This window comes from Streptomyces sp. NPDC001532, from assembly GCF_040298625.1.
Lineage (GTDB): Bacteria > Actinomycetota > Actinomycetes > Streptomycetales > Streptomycetaceae > Streptomyces.
The window spans coordinates 1-16,474 of the sequence record NZ_JBEPAL010000023.1; the positions used below are offsets into that span (position 1 = coordinate 1).

13 protein-coding genes, 1 tRNA gene and 1 pseudogene are annotated in these 16,474 nt (G+C 74.6%); 8 read left to right on the top strand and 7 right to left on the bottom strand.

Going from position 1 to position 16,474, the window contains the following annotated elements; genetic code table 11:
- From ABT232_RS21330 to ABT232_RS21355, 6 genes and pseudogenes are all read left to right on the top strand, one after another.
- A pseudogene (locus ABT232_RS21330) lies at positions 1-139 on the top strand (chorismate synthase); the annotation flags it as partial.
- Complete coding sequence (locus tag ABT232_RS21335) at positions 136-654, top strand: shikimate kinase (protein WP_351842170.1); 519 nt, start codon at positions 136-138, stop codon at positions 652-654. The pseudogene ABT232_RS21330 and the gene ABT232_RS21335, both read left to right, overlap by 4 nt.
- On the top strand, positions 651-1,754 hold the full coding sequence (gene aroB, locus ABT232_RS21340; RefSeq protein ID WP_351842172.1) for a 3-dehydroquinate synthase: 1,104 nt from the start codon (positions 651-653) through the stop codon (positions 1,752-1,754). The genes ABT232_RS21335 and aroB overlap by 4 nt, the downstream gene beginning before the upstream one ends.
- A gap of 64 nt (positions 1,755-1,818) precedes the next feature.
- Positions 1,819-2,580 (top strand): FadR/GntR family transcriptional regulator, encoded by a 762-nt coding sequence (locus tag ABT232_RS21345; RefSeq protein ID WP_351842174.1) that lies wholly within the window; start codon positions 1,819-1,821, stop codon positions 2,578-2,580.
- A 61-nt stretch (positions 2,581-2,641) separates the two neighbouring features.
- Positions 2,642-5,545 (top strand): ATP-binding protein, encoded by a 2,904-nt coding sequence (locus tag ABT232_RS21350; RefSeq protein ID WP_351842176.1) that lies wholly within the window; start codon positions 2,642-2,644, stop codon positions 5,543-5,545.
- Positions 5,546-5,572: 27 nt separating this feature from the next.
- Positions 5,573-7,150, top strand: coding sequence for a carboxylesterase/lipase family protein (locus ABT232_RS21355; RefSeq protein ID WP_351842178.1), 1,578 nt, complete (start codon positions 5,573-5,575; stop codon positions 7,148-7,150).
- Positions 7,151-7,206: 56 nt separating this feature from the next.
- Here the strand turns inward: ABT232_RS21355 and ABT232_RS21360 are convergent, their stop codons facing one another.
- The 7 genes from ABT232_RS21360 to ABT232_RS21390 form a co-directional block, all read right to left on the bottom strand.
- Positions 7,207-8,124: a TauD/TfdA family dioxygenase gene (locus ABT232_RS21360; RefSeq protein WP_351842180.1), complete on the bottom strand. Its 918-nt coding sequence runs from the start codon at positions 8,122-8,124 to the stop codon at positions 7,207-7,209.
- 95 nt (positions 8,125-8,219) lie between these two features.
- Positions 8,220-9,806 carry an AMP-binding protein gene (locus tag ABT232_RS21365; protein ID WP_351842182.1) on the bottom strand — a complete coding sequence of 529 codons (1,587 nt, stop codon included), beginning with the start codon at positions 9,804-9,806 and terminating at the stop codon, positions 8,220-8,222.
- Entirely contained in the window at positions 9,793-10,431 is a 639-nt protein-coding gene (locus ABT232_RS21370) for a thermostable hemolysin (RefSeq protein ID WP_351842184.1), read from the bottom strand. The genes ABT232_RS21365 and ABT232_RS21370 overlap by 14 nt, the downstream gene beginning before the upstream one ends.
- A gap of 25 nt (positions 10,432-10,456) precedes the next feature.
- Positions 10,457-11,839 (bottom strand): aspartate aminotransferase family protein, encoded by a 1,383-nt coding sequence (locus tag ABT232_RS21375; protein WP_351842186.1) that lies wholly within the window; start codon positions 11,837-11,839, stop codon positions 10,457-10,459.
- On the bottom strand, positions 11,836-13,170 hold the full coding sequence (locus tag ABT232_RS21380) for an aminotransferase class III-fold pyridoxal phosphate-dependent enzyme (RefSeq protein WP_351842188.1): 1,335 nt from the start codon (positions 13,168-13,170) through the stop codon (positions 11,836-11,838). Before ABT232_RS21380 ends, ABT232_RS21375 begins: the two co-directional genes overlap by 4 nt.
- A 152-nt stretch (positions 13,171-13,322) precedes the next feature.
- Positions 13,323-14,558, bottom strand: coding sequence for a CynX/NimT family MFS transporter (locus tag ABT232_RS21385; RefSeq protein WP_351842190.1), 1,236 nt, complete (start codon positions 14,556-14,558; stop codon positions 13,323-13,325).
- A gap of 303 nt (positions 14,559-14,861) precedes the next feature.
- Positions 14,862-14,935 (bottom strand) — tRNA-Pro (locus ABT232_RS21390).
- A 97-nt stretch (positions 14,936-15,032) separates the two neighbouring features.
- On the opposite strand from ABT232_RS21390, the gene ABT232_RS21395 reads away from it, so the two are divergent.
- Together ABT232_RS21395 and cobF are read left to right on the top strand one after the other, a co-directional pair.
- Positions 15,033-15,590, top strand: coding sequence for a DUF309 domain-containing protein (locus tag ABT232_RS21395; RefSeq protein WP_351842192.1), 558 nt, complete (start codon positions 15,033-15,035; stop codon positions 15,588-15,590).
- 56 nt (positions 15,591-15,646) lie between these two features.
- Positions 15,647-16,435 (top strand): precorrin-6A synthase (deacetylating), encoded by a 789-nt coding sequence (cobF, locus tag ABT232_RS21400; protein WP_351842194.1) that lies wholly within the window; start codon positions 15,647-15,649, stop codon positions 16,433-16,435.
- Positions 16,436-16,474 lie beyond the last annotated feature (39 nt).

A 16,474-nucleotide genomic window follows, 5' to 3' on the forward strand; every position in this document is an offset into this window, starting at 1 on the left:
GCCGGCGGCCGGGATCGTGGCCGAGGCGATGGTGGCGCTGGTGCTGGCGGACGCGGTGGCGGAGAAGTTCGGTGGCGACAGCGTGGCCGAGACCGCCCGGAACGTGCGGTCGTACCTCGACAACCTGCACATCCGATGAGTACCGGTCCTGTCGTCGTCCTGGTCGGCCCGATGGGGGTGGGCAAGTCCACCGTCGGACAGCTGCTCGCGCAGCGGCTGGGAGTCGGCTACCGGGACACCGACGACGACATCGTCGCCGAACAGGGCCGCGCCATCGCCGACATCTTCGCCGCGCACGGCGAGCCGCGTTTCCGCGCCGTCGAGAAGCGCGCGGTCCGCGCCGCGCTCGCCGAGCACGACGGTGTGCTCGCACTGGGCGGCGGCGCGGTGGTCGACCCGGACACCCGCGCGCTGCTGGCCGCCCACCCGGTCGTCTGGCTGTCGATGGAGGCGGAGGAGGCGGCCCGCCGCAGCGGTCTCGGCACGGCCCGGCCGCTGCTGGCGGTCGATCCGCAGCAGCGCTGGCGGGAGCTGGCCGAAGCGCGCCGGCCGCTGTACGCCGAGGTCGCCCGCGCCCTGGTCGCCACCGACGGCCGTACCCCCACCGAGGTCGCCCGAGCAGTCCTCGACGTACTGGAGTTGAAACCCGTATGACGACCCGCATCCATGTCGGCGGCACCGAGCCCTACGACGTCCTGATCGGCCGCCGCCTGCTGACCGAACTGCCCCGGCTCATCGGCGACAGGGCGACCCGCGTGGCGGTGATCCACCCGGAGGCGCTGGCCGGCTCCGGGGAGGCGCTGCGCGCCGAGCTGGCCGGGCAGGGTTTCCAGGCGATCGCGATCCAGGTGCCGAACGCCGAGGCGGCCAAGACCGCCGAGGTCGCCGCCTACTGCTGGAAGACGCTGGGCCGGTCGGGGTTCACCCGCACCGACGTCGTCGTCGGGGTCGGCGGCGGTTCCACCACCGACCTGGCCGGGTTCGTGGCGGCGACCTGGCTGCGCGGCGTGCGCTGGATCGCGGTGCCGACCACGGTCCTCGGCATGGTGGACGCCGCCGTGGGCGGCAAGACCGGCATCAACACCGCCGAGGGCAAGAACCTGGTCGGCTCCTTCCATCCTCCGGCCGGAGTGCTCTGCGATCTGACCGCCCTGGACTCGCTCCCGGCGCAGGACTACGTCTCCGGGCTCGCCGAGATCGTGAAGGCGGGGTTCATCGCCGACCCGGTGATCCTCGACCGCGTCGAGGCCGACCCGGCGGGCGCCCGCACCCCGGCCGGACCGCACACCGCGGAACTCGTCGAGCGCGCGGTCCGGGTGAAGGCGGAGGTGGTCTCCTCGGATCTGAGGGAGGCCGGGCTGCGGGAGATCCTCAACTACGGCCACACGCTCGGGCACGCGATCGAGAAGAACGAGGGCTACACCTGGCGGCACGGCGCCGCCGTCGCCGTCGGGATGCACTTCGCGGCCGAACTCGGCAGGGTCACCGGGCGGTTGGACGACGCCACCGCCGACCGGCACCGCACCGTCCTGGAGTCGCTGGGGCTGCCGCTGAGCTACCGCCACGACCAGTGGCCGAGGCTGCTCCAGGCCATGCGGGTCGACAAGAAGTCGCGCGGCGACGTGCTGCGTTTCATCGTGCTGGACGGGCTGGCCAAGCCGTCCGTGCTGGAGGGCCCCGATCCGGCCGCGCTGCTCGCCGCCTTCGGCGCGATCTGCCGTCCCCTTGGCCGGAAGCGGACTGGTCGGGCCTGACGAACGGTGGCTAACCTGACGTCAGTTGTCAGACAACTGACGAGAGCACCGAGGGGACCGCGCCATGGCTCTGCGCCCGATCGCCCGTCCTTCGACGGCCCGTGAGGTCATCGCACTGCTCCACAAGGAGCTGGCCGACGGTGCCTGGCCCATCGGTTCCCGGATCCCCTCCGAGACGGAACTGGCGGCCGAGCTGGGCGTGAGCCGCCCCACCATCCGCGAGGCCGTCAGCGCGCTGGTGCACACCGGGATGCTGGAGGCACAGCGCGGCAAGGGCGTCTTCGTGCGGTCGGTGTCCGACCCGGCGCCCATGCTCCAGAGCATCGAACTCGCCGATGTGCGCGATGTGTTCGAGGTGCAGCTCTGCTTCGACGTGCAGGCGGCGCACTCCGCGGCCCGGCGGCGCACCCCCGAGGACATGGCGCGGCTGTGGCGGCTGCTGGAGGAGCGCGGCGAGGCGGCCGGGCGGGACGACGCCGAGTTCGGCAGGCGGGACGCCGCCCTGCACCTGGCGGTCGTGGAGGCGGCGCACAATGTGACGCTCACCGAGTGCTACCGCTTCTTCGTCCAGCGGCTCCAGGAGAGCCTGGACCTGTTCGCCGGCGCGGACACCCATCTGGAGTGCGGTGTCGAGGCCCATGAAGCGCTCGTCCAGGCCATCGCGAACCAGGACTCCGAGGCCGCCGCGGCGGCGGCCCGGCATGTCGTCCAGACGAGTCTGCACGCCCTGGAGGGCCTGCTGGCGGTGCGCGCCGCCGAACCGGAGCCCGAGCGTGGGCCCGGGGCGCCGCGGCGGGCCCGGGGCCGCGGTGGTCCCGGTCGCTGACCGCTCGGGCAGCGGCGGCGACGGGCACATGCGAGGCGGCAAGACAGGGAGGAAGCACCCCATGCCGGCACCTGGGGACCAGCGTCTCGTCGGGCGCGAGCGGGAACGGGCGGCCTTGGGGGCCGCGCTGGACGCGGCGGCGGCGGGGAGAGGTTCCCTGCTGGTGTTCCACGGCCCGTCCGGGTCGGGCAAGTCGCTGCTGCTGCGGACGGCAGGCGCCGAGGCCGCGCGGCGCGGCATGGCCGTGTCGACGGCCCGGCTGGCCCGGCTGGACCAGCACTCCGCGATGGCGCCGCTGCTCGCGGCGCTGGCCGCCGGACCGCGCCCGGTGATCGACGCCGAGGAGGCGCGGTCGCTGGCCGCGTTCGCCGACCGCCCGACGCACTGGAGCCGGCTGATCGAGCTGCTGCACCGGCTGATCGAGCGACGGGCCGCCCGGTCCCCGCTGGTGATCGTCCTGGACGACCTGCAATGGGCGGACCAGCTGACCCTCGCCGCCCTGGAGACCCTGCTGCCCCGGCTCACCGGAGTGCCGGTGCTGTGGCTGGCCGCCTGTACCGACTTCCCCGTCGTACGGCCCACCCGGGACGCCCTCGACCGGCTGCTGGCCGCGCACGCCGAGGTGGTGCCGCTGTCCGCGCTGGACGAGACGGCCGCCTCGGAGCTGGCGGCCGGACTCCTCGGCGCGGCGGCCCGGCCGGAGGACGTGCGCCGGGTGGTCACCATGGCGGGCGGCACGCCCTCCCTGATCGAGCGGCTGGTCCAGCTGCTGCGCGAGGAGGGCCGGATCCGCACCGAGGGCGGCACGCTGCAGGTGCTGGGCGGGCACCCGCCTGCCGATCTGTCCCGCGCGACCGCGCCGGTGCTGTCCGGACTCGGCCAGCAGACGCGGGAACTGCTCCAGGTGGGCGCGGTGCTGGGACCGCGCTTCTCGCTGCGGGAGGCCGCCGCGCTGACCGGCCGGTCGACGATGGAGCTGGCGACGGCCGCGCAGGAGGCCGCGGCGGCTGGCCTGCTGGAGGACGACGGGGTCGCCTTCCGCTTCCGCGCCCCGCTGGTCCACCAGGCCCTGCACGACAGCCTGCTCGGCCCGGTGCGCCGCGCGCTGCACGCGGAGGCGGCCCGGCTGTGCGCGGCCGAGGGACGGCCCTGCCCGGAGACCATCGGGCATCTGATCCTGTCCGGCACCGAGGAGGACCTGGAGCAGGGCGTCGCCCACCTGGAGTGGCTGCTGCGCAACGAGGGCTCCGTGCCGCCGCGCGAGCGTGAGGAGCTGTCCGGGGCGCTGCTGGCCCATCTGCGCCGCTACGAACCGCTCGCGGCGGGGCCGGTGCGGACGGCGGTACGGCTCTTCCTGGCCACCGGCCAGACCGGCGCCGCCCACCGGCTGCTCGACACGGCGCTCGCCGGAGCGGGCTGGGAGACCGACGCCGAGGCCGAGGCGTTCGCCGAACTCGTGGAGCTGCTGCTGCGGCTGGGCGAGGCCCATGACGCGCTGCGGCATCTGCGGCGGGCGCTCGGACCGTCCCGTCCGCCCGCCCGCCGCCGGGCGTGGCTCACCGTGCTGGAGGCGCGCTGTCTGCTGGCGTACTCCGGCGGCGACACCGCGCGGCCCGCCGCCCTGGCCCGCTCCGCGGTCACCCTGGCCCGGCGCACCGGCGACCTGGCCTCGGCGGCCCTCGGCACCGCACTGCTCGCCGGCTGCGCCCAGCACGCGGGCGAGATCGGCGAGGCACTGCGGCTGGCCGGGGAGGCGGTCGTGGCCGGACCGCCGGGTACGGAGCGCAGCTTCGGCTGGGAGCGGGCGGTGCCCGCGCTGGTCCTCAGCTCGGCGGGACGGCCGCTGGACGCCGGCGAGGTGCTGAAGGCCTGGCGGGACACCATGAGCGAGCAGGGCTGGGAGTGGGCGGCGCCGCGCTGGCATCTGGCCCGGTCCGTCCAGCGGTGGCACTGCGGACGCCTCCAGGACGCCGAGCAGGAGGCGCAGGCCGGCCTGGAGGCCTGCGGGCGGCTCGCCGACCCTGGTACCCGCAAGGCGCTGCGGGCCATGCTGGTGCTGCTCGCGACCGTCCGCGGGGACCTGGAACGGGCCGCCGCGCACCTGGAGTCGCCTGCGGGCACACCGTCCGGTTTCGCCGGCGCGTTCCCCGCGCTGGCCGCCGCGATCCACCTCGACGCCTCGGGCGACCCGGAGGCGGCCCTTCGGCGGCTGGCGGAGGTGTGGGCCGATCCGGGGCGGCACACCTGGCTGCTCGCCGCGGACCCGCTGGCCCTCCCCCACCTGGTCCGGATCGCGCTGCGGGCCGGTGCGCCCGAACACGCGGCGGAGGCCGTCGACCTGGCCCGGCGGCTGGCCCGGCAGAACCCGGGCGTCACCCCGCTGGCCGGAGCCGCCCTGCACGCCCAGGGGCTGTACCGGGGCCTGGCGGCACCGCTGCACCGTGCCGTGCGGGCCTTCCGCGGCGGCTCGCATCCGCTCGCGCTGGCCTCCGCGCTGGAGGACGCGGCGGACGCCACCCGGGTCCAGGGCGAACCGCTGCGCGCGACCGAGATGCTCCAGGAGGCCCAGCGGATCTACGTGGCCGCCGGAGCGGGGCTCGGCGCGGAACGCGTCCGGCGCCGGACACGGTTCTCGCCCGGCCGGATCGTGCGCGAGGCGCCCGGCACCGCACGGGCGCTCGCCGGTCCCGCCGCGCGGCCCGTGTCGCTCGCCGCGCCCCGGCCGCCGGAGACCGCGGCCGACTGGGACAGCCTGACGCCGTCCGAGGTGCGTGTCGTACGCCTGGTGGCGGAGGGCCTGACGAACCGGGAGACCGCGCAGCGGCTGGCGGTCTCCGCGCACACCGTGGACTCCCATCTGCGCCGCGCCTTCGCCAAGCTCGGCGTGTCGCGGCGGGTGGAGCTGGCCCGCTACGTGTTGGCGCACAGCCCCTCCGGGCAGGTCCCGGCCCCCACCTCGAAGTGACCCCGACCGACAGGGAGACGACCATCCATGCGCGCAGCTGACGCCGCCCCGGCGACGACCCGGACCGAGACGGAGGTGTCGGGCGGTCCCCTGGTCGGCCGGCTGGAGGGACCGGGCCACCGCGTGGCGGCGTACCGCGGTGTGCCCTACGCCGCCCCGCCCGTGGGCCCGGACCGTTTCGCCCCGCCCCGCCCGCACCCCGGCTGGACCGAACCGCTGCGGGTGGACGGCCCGGTCGGCACGGTCCCGCTGCAACTGCCGTCCCCGTTCGCCGCGTTGATGGGCGACCCGGTCGACCCGCCGCGGACGGAGGCCTGTCTGACGGTGAACGTGTGGGCCCCCGCCACCGGCGACGGCCCCCACCCGGTGCTGGTGTGGCTGCCCGGCGGCAGCTTCCTCACCGGCGGCGCCGACCTGCCGCGCTACGACGGCGCCGAACTCGCCGCCCAGGAAGGCATCGTCGTCGTCCTGGTCAACTACCGGCTCGGCGCCCTGGGCTTCCTCGCCCCGTCGTGGGCGCGCCCGGCGGCCCTCGAGGGCAGCGGCACCTCGCTGTCCTTCCGTACCGCCCCCGGCACGACCCATGTCACCAACGCGGGGCTCCTCGACCAGATCGCGGCACTGCGCTGGGTCAAGCGGGAGATCCACGCCTTCGGCGGAGACGCGGACCGTGTCACGGTGCTCGGCCAGTCGGCCGGCGGGCAGTCCCTCGCGGCGCTGCTCGCGCTGCCCCAGGTGCGTCCGCTGTTCCGGCGTGCCGCCCTGCACAGCGCGCCGCTCGGCATGCCGCCGCTGACCCGGGAGGAGGCGGCGCGCACCGCCGACGACTTCCTCGCCGCGCTGGACACCGACCCGGCCGGCCTGCGGACCGTCTCCGGCGAGCGGCTGCTGCTCGCCCAGCGGGACCTGCTCACCCGGCCCCGGCCGCGTGGTGACGTCCGGCCGCCGTTCCAGCTCGTCGCCGACGGGGCGGTGGTCCCCGCCGATCTGCCGAGCGCCCTGCGCGCGGCGCCCCCGCCCGCCGGACTGGACCTCCTCGCCGGCGTCACCCGCCACGAGTGCGGCCTGTGGTACGGGAAGGACCGGGGCCTGGACGGGATCACGCACGCGGAGGTGGCGGCCGAGTTCAGCGGGGTGTTCGGGGCTCGCGCGGAGGAGGCGCTGCGGCACTACGCCTCCGGCGCGCCGCTGCGGGTGGCCTTCGAGGAGCTGAAGACCGACGCGTTCTTCATCACGCCGACCCAGCGGTTCGCCGACCTCGCCGACTCCTGGGGGGCGAACGTGCGGCTGTTCCGCTTCGACTGGCAGGTGCCCGGCGAAGGCGCGGGCCTGCGGGCCTGCCACTGCGTCGACATCCCGTTCGTGCTGGGCCGCGAGGAGGCCCGGCACGCCCCGCTGTTCGCCGACGCCGACCAGGCGGAGCTGACCGCGCTGCGCACCCGGGTGCGGCGGCTGTGGGGCGCGTTCGTCCGCACCGGCGCGCCGGCGGACGACTGGCTGCCGTACCGCACGGAACGGCCCGCGGTACGCGTGGTCGGCGGCGGGCGGGACGGCGAACTACTGGACTCGCTGCTGGAGCCGGGCCGGGGTGAACTCTGGGCGTGAGCGACGAGAGGTGCCGCCGGGGGATTCCCGGCGGCACCACGGCGGGGCGAGCCTCGTCAGACGGTCAGCAGTACGCGGTCCAGGTCGCTCTGGGCGTTGTAGATGGTGCGCTCGGGGTCGGTGATGGCGCGGCGGCCGTGCATGACCCGGGTGTTGTCGATGAGCGCCACGTCGCCGTCGGCCCAGTCGAGTTCCTCGGTCAGGTCCTCGGTGACGCTCTCCACCTCCTTGAGGATGTGCACGGGTATGTCCCGGCCGTCGGCGAAGGTGATGCGGGGCGTCTCGTAGTGGTTGGACGGGCCGAGGATGCTGTTGGCGAAGGCCAGCCGCTCCCCGAAGAGGGTGCCGTGGGCCGCCGAGACCCGGTAGGCGTAGTGGATCGAGCCGTCGTCCAGCAGGTCGATGGTGGTCTCGCCGGGGCCGCCGGCCAGATCGCGCAGCTGCTCGACGGTGACGGAGGAGGCGTCGGAGGAGCCGAGGTGGAAGGCGGCGAAGGCCTTCCACTTGGTCTCCTCGACCCGCCGACTGTAGACGATCTCGTGCTCGCCGAACAGGCCGCGGGCCTCCTCGCTGAGCGCGTCCCACACCCGGTAGCCGTCGCACACGGTGGTCTGCGAGCCGGACGAGGCGGCCTTCTCGCAGAAGAACCAGGTGAGGGTGGGCGCGAACGGGCTGTTGCCGTTCTCCAGGTGCAGGCCGACCGAGTCGTAACCGGCGTCCACCTTCTGCGCGGTGGAGCCGCCGTGGAAGGAGCGGGCCGGGTCGAGGGTGACCCGCTCGGAGTGGGCGCCGACGAACGCCGAGAACTGTTCGAGGTCGGGCCGGAAGCCGCGCAGCAGCAGGAAGCCGGCCTCGCGCAGCGCCCCGGTCACCTGGCCGGGGACCAGGCTCGCCAGGGTGGTCGAGGGATCGGCCGGCGTCAGGAGCAGGCCGGTGCCGGAGCCGTAGGAGGTCGCACGCACGTGGTCGATCATGGTTTCTCCTCGGGATGTCGAAAGGGTCGGGACAGGGGAGCTGCCGGATGTGCGCAGCCGCGCCGGCCGTCGATGTCCGGGCGGCGGGGACACCGTCATCCGAAGCGGCCGGCCGTGAGCGCCGCCTGCACAGCGGAGCGGCGGGGCCGTCCGGTGACGGTGAAGAACTCGGCGTGCAGTGACTCGTCCGCCGGGACCAGATGGGCCACCTCGACGCGTTCCACGTCCGAGAGCCGGTCGCGGCCCAGCGCGTCCAGTTCGGCGCGGACGGTGTCCAGCGGGGCCCGCGGGTCGACGAGGAACAGGCCGTGCAGGGCGGGCAGTCCGTCGCCGACGACCGCGACGGCCAGGACGGCGGGGTGGGAGCGGTACTGGGCCTCCACCCACTCGGGTGCCACATTGCGGCCGGCCGCGGTGATGATGACGCTCTTCTTGCGTCCCTTGATCCAGATGTAGCCGTCCTCGATGTCGGCGAGGTCGCCGGTGTGCAGCCAGCCGTCCTCGTCGACCTCGCAGCCGGACGGGTCGTCGCCGCCCTTGTACCCGGCGAACAAGGAGGTGCTCTTGACGAGGAGTTCACCGTCGGGGGCGGTGCGGACCCGGACGTGGGCGAGGGGGGCCCCGACGCTGCCGAGTCGGCGGGCGGCCGGGGTGTTCCAGGCGACCACCGAGCTGTTCTCGCTGAGCCCGTAGCCCTCGTACACGGGGATGCCGTGGGCGTCGAGGCGGCGCAGGGTGTCGGCGTCGACGGGGGCGCCGCCGCAGCAGACCAGTGGTGTCTCGGTGCGTCCGAACAGGGCGGCCACCGGGTCGCGCCGGGCGGCGCGTTCGGTGTCGGCGGCGGTGAGCATGGCCTCGGCGAGGGCGGGGGTGGCGACGAGCGCCGTGGGGTGCGCGGCGCGGATGTGGGGCAACACCGCCTGGGGGGCGAAGGAGGAGGTGCCCACGAGCGGGACGCCGGGCGGCAGCAGCACGACCGTGCCGCCGTCGCACACCACCAGGTAGACGGCGGTGACCTGTTCGATGAGCAGGCTCATCGGGACCAGTGAGAGGTAGCGGCGGTAGGCGCCGGCGGGCATCGCCGAGCGCAGCGAGCCGATCAGCTCCTCCAGCGCGGCCTCGCGGATGCACACGCCCTTGGGCTTGGAGGTGGTGCCCGAGGTGTGGATGATCTTGCAGAGGCGTTCGGCGGCGTCGAGGTCCGCGAAGAGCGGATCGGTGCCGGACTGGTCGTGTTCGATGTCGAGCACCCGCAGTTCGGCGTCCGGCGGCAGCACCTTCTCCAGGCCCCACTCGGTCAGCCTGTGCACACCCGCCCGGTCGGCGAGGCAGACGTCGACGTCCGCGAGCATGGAGGCCGCCTGGTCGGCGGTGAAGGCCAGTGGCACCACCACCTCGGCGCCGCCGGCCCCGAGGACCGCGAAGTCGGCGACCAGGAACTCCGGTCCGTTGGCGGTGACCACGCCGACCTGGAGCTGGGCGGGGTCGGTGGGGTCGCCGTCGGGGCGCGGGCCGCGCGGTCGTACGGGGTGCGCGCGCAGGGTCGCGGCGACAGCGGCCGCGGCGCCGGTGATCCGGCGGTAGGAGTAGGAGCGGGCCACCGAGCCGTCGGGGGCGAGCACGTCGACGAGCGGACGGTCGTCCTCGGCCAGGGTCTGGAGGGTCTTCTTAAGCGTGTGCACCGGACACCTCCTGGGCGGTGCCGACGAGGGTCCGCACGGCGAGTTCGACGAAGTTGTAGCGGCCGGTCAGGCTGTTGATGAGGTGGCCGATGCTGTCGAGCGGCACCACGCCGGTGATCGGCGAGCGGTCGTAGTAGGTGCCCCAGCTGGACCGGGCGGTGGCGTCCATCCAGTCGGTGGTGGCCTGCCGCAGCGGCATGAACGGCACGCCCGCGCCGGCCATCGACCGCTCCACCTTGTCGGTGACCGTGGCGAGGATGAATCGTTTCCCCTGGCACCAGGCGATGATCGGCAGCAGTCGGATCAGCTCACCGCCCGCACCGCCGGCACCGGCCAGCGGGCCCACCTCCACCACCTCGCCGCGCTCCGGGGCGAGGTCCACCACCGACGCCAGCACCCGCTCCACCGGCTCCCCGAGGTAGTTCTCCGAGAAGAACCCCTCCGGGCGCGGTCCGGTGAGACCGGCGCAGGCGACGATCGGGCCGCCGGCCGCCTCGCGGACGGTCACGAAGCGGTCCGGACGCGGCGCGGTCGTCGCGCCGTACGCCTTGCGGTAACTGTTCTGGGCGAACGTCCGCGCCTCGTGGTACTCGGACGTGCCGGACTCCGCGATGGCTATCTCCATGTCGAGTTCCCCCTTGTCGGCCCGGTCACCAGTTCACTTCGAGGTCGGAGTGCATCAGCTTCAGCACCAGCGGCGGCGGCAGCCGGTACTGGCGGCGCAGCAGCCAGGTGATCCGGCGCATCAGCCAGGCCGGACGCCGGTCCAGCCAGTCCAGCGACTCCTCCAGCGCCGCCAGCACCCGCTCGATGTCGGCCTCGGAGACCGTCAGCGGCGGGTAGAAGCGCAGCACGGGCTCGTCCATCTGCTCGTTGAGCGAGTGGCCGAGATGGATGCCGCGGGCCGCCATCTGCATGGAGATCAGGTTCTCCACCGAGGGGTTGCGGGTGCGCAGCCCGGTCATCAGCCCGATGCCGGGGGCGTCCACGAGATGCCGCGGATGCCTGCGGACCGCCCGCTTCAGGCCCTCGCGCAGCGCCCGGCCGACGGTCTCGGCCCGCTCCGGCAGATTCCGCTCCCGCACCTCCCGGATGGTGGCCGCGGCGGCGGCCATCGACAGGGCGGAGCCCGCGGTGCCGTCCAGCACACCGGGGTACCAGCGCGGGTTCTCGCGGGCGGCGGCCAGCACCTCCGGCGTCGCGGCGAACACCGCGACCGGCACGAACCCGCCGGTCAGCGCCTTGGACAGCAGCATGATGTCCGGCCGCACCCCGGAGTGCTCGACGGCGAACATCTTCCCGGTGCGCCCGAACCCGGTCTGGATCTCGTCGGCGATCAGCAGCGTGCCGGTGTCCCGGCAGGCCTCGGCCACCCGCGGCATGAAGTCGGCGGGCGGCACCCTCAGGTAGGCGCCGCCGAGCACCGGTTCGACGTAGACGGCGGCCACGTCGCCGCCGGACACGGCCTCGGTCACGGCCCGGGCGTCACCCGGGGCCACGATCACCAGGTCCTCGCCAGCGGGCGTGAAGTCGTCCCGGTGCTCGTGCTGGCCGAGCACGGTGAGGGCGCCGAGGGTCTTGCCGTGGTACCCGCCGTCCACGATGACGATCTTCCGGCGGCCGGGGCGGGCCAGGTGGGCGGCGCGCAGCGCGATCTCGGAGATCTCGGCGCCGGAGCAGCCCAGCGAGAACTCGGTGAGCCCGGCCGGCAGGATCTCCGTCAGCAGGGCGAACAGGTCGGCGGTGGCCGGGTGGACGGTGCCGGGCACCAGGGTCGGCGCGGTCTCCAGGGCGTCCAGGACGGCCGTGCGCACCGCGTCGTTCTGGTGGCCGACGAGGAAGACGCCGTAGCTGCCGGCGAAGTCCAGGGCGCGGGAGCCGTCCTCGGCGAACACCTCGGTGCCTCGGGCGTGCGACTCCAGCTGCCGGCCGGCCGCGGCCATCATCAGCGCGGCGGTGGGGTTCCAGTGCCGGCCCAGCGTGGTGAGGACCTGCTGGCGGTCCAGGGCCGCCACCGCGGTCGCGGTGCTCATCGTCCGGTCTCCTCGGTGTCGAGTGCCTTCAGCGCCTCGGCGAGCCGCTGGAGCATCTGGTCGGTGTCCTCCCGGTCGGCGGTGAGCGGCGGGGTGAGGGTGACCAGGCCGGCGGCCGGGTCGCGCACCAGGACGTCCCGGGCGGCCAGTTCGGCGGCGAGCCGGCGGGCGGCGCCGGTGTCGCGGGTGCGGACCCAGAGCAGGGAGCCGTCCGCGTGCAGCTCGGCGGAGCCGGTCAGCTCCTCCCGCAGCCGCAGCGCGGCCTGCTCGAAGTCCCGCTGCCGGGCGGCGAGGTCATCGCTCACCACGGCGTCCAGCACGGCGCCCACGGCCGCCGCGGACAGCGGGTTGGCGCCGAACGTGGAGCCGTGCAGGCTGGGGTTGCGGCGGCCGTAGACCCGTTCGTAGACGGCCCGGGTCATCACCGACACGCCCACGGGCACCGCGTCGGCGCCCAGGGCCTCCCCCATCACCAGGACGTCCGGGAAGATGCCCAGCGCGCCGGTGCCGAGCGGGCGGCCGAGCCGGGCCGGGGCGGTGCGGCGCTCGTCGAGGACGAGCAGGGTGCCGGTGCGGTGACAGCGCTCGCGCAGCGCCACCCACCAGTCGAGGGTCAGCCGGCCGAGCGGGCGGCCGGGTGCCGCCGGGGCGACCAGCACCGCCGCCACCGACTCGTCGACCCGCTCCAGCAGTTCCTCCGGTGCCTCGGCGGGGACCGTGCGCGGCCGCAGCGGGGCGCCGGGCAGTACGGCGCTCCCCCGGCCCAGCGACCGGCCGTGGCTGAGGGCGCCGAAGTCCTCGCCCTGGATGCCCAGCGCGTACGGGCGGTCCGGGTGGGTGCCCTTGGCGAGCTTGAACGCCGAGTCCAGCGCCTCGTCACCGCTGTTGCAGAGATACGACACCGACAGCGGGCCGGGGCAGAACTCCGCGAGCGCCGCCACCGCGCCGGCCAGCGGGCGGCTGACGAGGATCCGACTGGAGAGCGCGACCCGGCGGGCCTGGTCGGCGATGGCGGCCCGGACCCGCGGGTGGGCGCCGCCGAATCCGCCGCTCGCGGCGTCCAGCAGCACCCTGCCGTCCCGGGTCTCGATCCGCGCGCCCTGCTGACGGACCACCACGGGCACCGGCCGGCCGGAAGGCGCCGCGTCCGGAGCCGTGTGCCGGATCAGGTGCCGGTGGACGACGGCGACCGGGTCGGCGGTCGCCGGGTCCGCTGTCACCGGGGCCGCTGTCACCGGGGCCGCGCTGCCCGGCTCGGTGGTCACGGGGCCCGCGGCCACGGGATCGGCCGGGCCGGCCACGCCCACATCGGACAGATCTGCAGGTTTCATCTTCTCTTTCCCATCGGACGGTTACCAAGCGGGTGCCGGGCAGCACGAACCTCCCTGGGTCGGGTCGGCGTGGTGCACGGCCGGAGCAGGGTCTGCGGGGTGTGAAGACGTGCAGGAGGGAACGAGGAGCGGGCCGGTGGACGACCGCCGGTCTAGCGCTTCAGGGTGACGGTCGCGTCGCGGCCGGCACCGAGTCCGATGACGGCCATGAGCACGCACAGCCCGACGAGCACCGCCAGGGGCACGCCCCAGCCGCCGGACAGCTGGTGCAGCGCGCCGACCCCGAAGGGACCGGCCGCGGCCAGCGCGTAGCCGACGCCCTGCGACATGCTCGACAGCCCGGCCGCGCTGTCGCCGTCGCCCGCGCGCAGTCCGATCAGGGTCAGCGCCAGGCTGAACGCGGCGCCGCCGATGATGCCGAGGACCAGCGCCCACAGCCAGATGCTCCACATCGGCGCGGCGACCACACCGATCAGGCCCACGGCGGTGCCGAGCGAGACGACCACGCAGAAGCCCCGCTGCCCCCGGCCGCCCCGGTCCACGAAGAACGGGACGACCATCGAGCCGGCGGCCTGGAGGAAGGTGATCGCCGACATCATGTAGCCGGCCGCCTCCTCGCTCATGCCGCGGTCGACGCAGATCGCGGGCAGCCAGCCGAAGATGACGTAGGCCAGCAGCGCCTCGAGGCCGACGAAGGCGGTGACGAGCCAGGCCAGCCGGTCACGCAGCAGCGGCCCCATCGACACCCGCCGGCCGTCGCCGGTCCGCACCACCCGCCGGATCCCGAACGGCAGCCAGGCGACGACACCGATCACCACCGGCACGGCGAGCAGGCCCAGCGAGCCGCGCCAGTCCGTGTCCACCACGTCCTCCAGCGGGATCACCGCACCGGCCGCGGCGGCGCCGCCGAAGGTGAGCGCCATCGTGTAGGTGGCCATCATCAGCGGCACCCGGTCGGGGAACTCCCGCTTGATCAGGCTGGGCAGCACCACGTTGGCCACCGCGATCGCCCCGCCGATCACCACCGTGCCGACGTACAGCAGGGCCGTCGGGTCGAGCAGCCGCAGCAGGATGCCGGCGAGCAGCACCGGCAGACACCCGAGCAGCACCCGGTCCTCACCGAACCGGTGCCGCAACGCGGGCCCCAGCCCCGCGAACACGCCCAGACAGAGCACCGGCAGCATGGTCAGCAGCCCCGCCCCGGTGCCCGACAGCCCCAGATCCTTCTCGATCTGCGGGAGCAGCGGCCCGAGACTGGTGATCGCCGGACGCAGGTTCAGGGAGACGAGGATGATTCCGGCGATCAGACCGGCCTTGCGCGCGGTGTGCGCCCCGGGCGCCGGAAGCACCGGCGCGAGACCCGGTACGGAGCTGGATTGTTGAGTCACCGAACTTCTTCCTTACACGCTGGCGAGGGCCCGATAGCGCTCTCTCATTGCCGACTCGACGATCATCGCGGGCACCTGAGAGCTGCCCATCCCGTGAATACGTGTACGGGCGGGGCATCACGTGAGTACGGGATACGGCACGAGAGCGGCGCCGACGCGGCCGGGGAGCGGCGGCGACGAGGCGGGGGACGGCGGCGAGTTCGGGCAGCCGCTCCGGCAGCGGCGACGGCCCCGGGAAAAGAGCGAGGGCCCTGTCTCACCGAAGTGAGACAAGGCCCTGACCTCGACAGATCGGTCGATCTGTCGGGACGACAGGATTTGAACCTGCGACCCCTTGACCCCCAGTCAAGTGCGCTACCAAGCTGCGCCACGTCCCGATGCGCGTCGTGCGGTCGACCGCGTGCTCGCGCGGACAGCACTTTACCCCACCGGCCCGGCGACGCCGAAGCGGGCCCTCGGCGGGACAATCGGCACATGGGTGGAACGGGACACGAGAACAGCACGCCGGCGGCGGCCGGGGCACGGGACCGGGACGCGGAGGGGCGGGCGCGCAGCGCTCGGCCGCGGGACGGGCTGGGCCGGCCGCTGGAGTACGGGGCCGAGGGGGTGGAGCGGCAGCCCGAGGGGGTCGTGCGGACGCCCGAGGAGACCGTGGCGGAGGCGCAGGCGCTGCTGGACGCCGGGAAGCCGTTCCACGCGCACGAGGTGTTCGAGGACGCCTGGAAGTCGGGGCCGGACGAGGAGCGCCCGCTGTGGCGGGGCCTCGCCCAGCTCGCCGTGGGCCTCACCCACGCGGCCCGCGGCAATGTGACCGGCGGGGCGCGGCTGCTGCGACGCGGTGCGGGTGCGGTGGAGGAGTGGGCGGCGGCGCTCGGGCGGCCCGGCGTGTACGGCATGGATCTGGCCGGAGTGGTGGCGTGGGCGCGCGAGCTGGCGGCGGCGGTCGAGGCCGGGGCGGACGGCGCGGACGGGGTCGGCGGCGCCGCGGTGGTGGACGCGCGGGCCCGGGCGCCCCGGCTCCGGGGGGTCTGAGCCGGGTTCGGCCGGGCGGTGGCGGCGCCGTCGGAGGCGTACGGCAGACTCGGGGCGTGCGAAAGATTCATGTCATCGGTATCGGTGCGGGCGACCCCGAGCAGCTGACCCTTCAGGCGGTCCGTGCGATGCGGGGCACGGATGTGTTCTTCCTGCTCGGCAAGGGCGAGGTGAAGTCGGACCTCACCCGGTTGCGCCGGGACATGCTGGAGACGCACGTACCGGAGGGCACGTATCGCGTCGTCGAGGCCCGCGACCCGGAGCGGGACCGCCGGGCGGGCGGCGCGGACTACTCGCCGGCCGTCGGCGACTGGCGCAGCGCCCGCGCGGACATCTACGAGCGGCTGATCCGCGAGGAGCTGGGCGAGGAGGAGACGGGCGCGTTCCTGGTGTGGGGCGACCCGTCGCTGTACGACAGCACGCTGGGCATCCTGGAGGAGGTGCTGGAGCGGGGCGCGGTGTCGTTCGCGTACGACGTGGTGCCCGGCATCAGCAGTGTCTCCTCGCTCGTGGCCCGGCATCGCACAGGGCTGAACCGGGTGGCCGGTTCGGTGCAGATCACCACCGGGCGGCGGCTCGCCGAGGGCTTCCCGGAGGGCGTCGACGACGTCGTGGTGATGCTGGACGCGCACCAGACCTTCCGGCGGTACGCCGATCAGGACATCCACATCTACTGGGGCGCCTACCTCGGCACCCCGGACGAGATCACCGTCGCCGGCCCGATCGCCGAGGCCGCGCCGCGCATCGAGCGGCTGCGCGAGGATGCGCGTGAGCGCAAGGGCTGGATCATGGACACGTATCTGCTGCGCCGCAATCCGGCCGAGGGCGGTGCCGGCACCCCTTAGGGGATGGGCACCCGGGCGGACCGTCCCCGCATGCGGGGG

Coding starts and splice junctions, on each gene's coding strand:
- ABT232_RS21335 (WP_351842170.1), top strand. CDS start 136: ATGAGTACCGGTCCTGTCGTCGTCCTGGTCGGCCCGATGGGGGTGGGC.
- aroB (WP_351842172.1), top strand. CDS start 651: ATGACGACCCGCATCCATGTCGGCGGCACCGAGCCCTACGACGTCCTG.
- ABT232_RS21345 (WP_351842174.1), top strand. CDS start 1,819: ATGGCTCTGCGCCCGATCGCCCGTCCTTCGACGGCCCGTGAGGTCATC.
- ABT232_RS21350 (WP_351842176.1), top strand. CDS start 2,642: ATGCCGGCACCTGGGGACCAGCGTCTCGTCGGGCGCGAGCGGGAACGG.
- ABT232_RS21355 (WP_351842178.1), top strand. CDS start 5,573: ATGCGCGCAGCTGACGCCGCCCCGGCGACGACCCGGACCGAGACGGAG.
- ABT232_RS21360 (WP_351842180.1), bottom strand. CDS start 8,124: ATGATCGACCACGTGCGTGCGACCTCCTACGGCTCCGGCACCGGCCTG.
- ABT232_RS21370 (WP_351842184.1), bottom strand. CDS start 10,431: ATGGAGATAGCCATCGCGGAGTCCGGCACGTCCGAGTACCACGAGGCG.
- ABT232_RS21375 (WP_351842186.1), bottom strand. CDS start 11,839: ATGAGCACCGCGACCGCGGTGGCGGCCCTGGACCGCCAGCAGGTCCTC.
- ABT232_RS21380 (WP_351842188.1), bottom strand. CDS start 13,170: ATGAAACCTGCAGATCTGTCCGATGTGGGCGTGGCCGGCCCGGCCGAT.
- ABT232_RS21395 (WP_351842192.1), top strand. CDS start 15,033: ATGGGTGGAACGGGACACGAGAACAGCACGCCGGCGGCGGCCGGGGCA.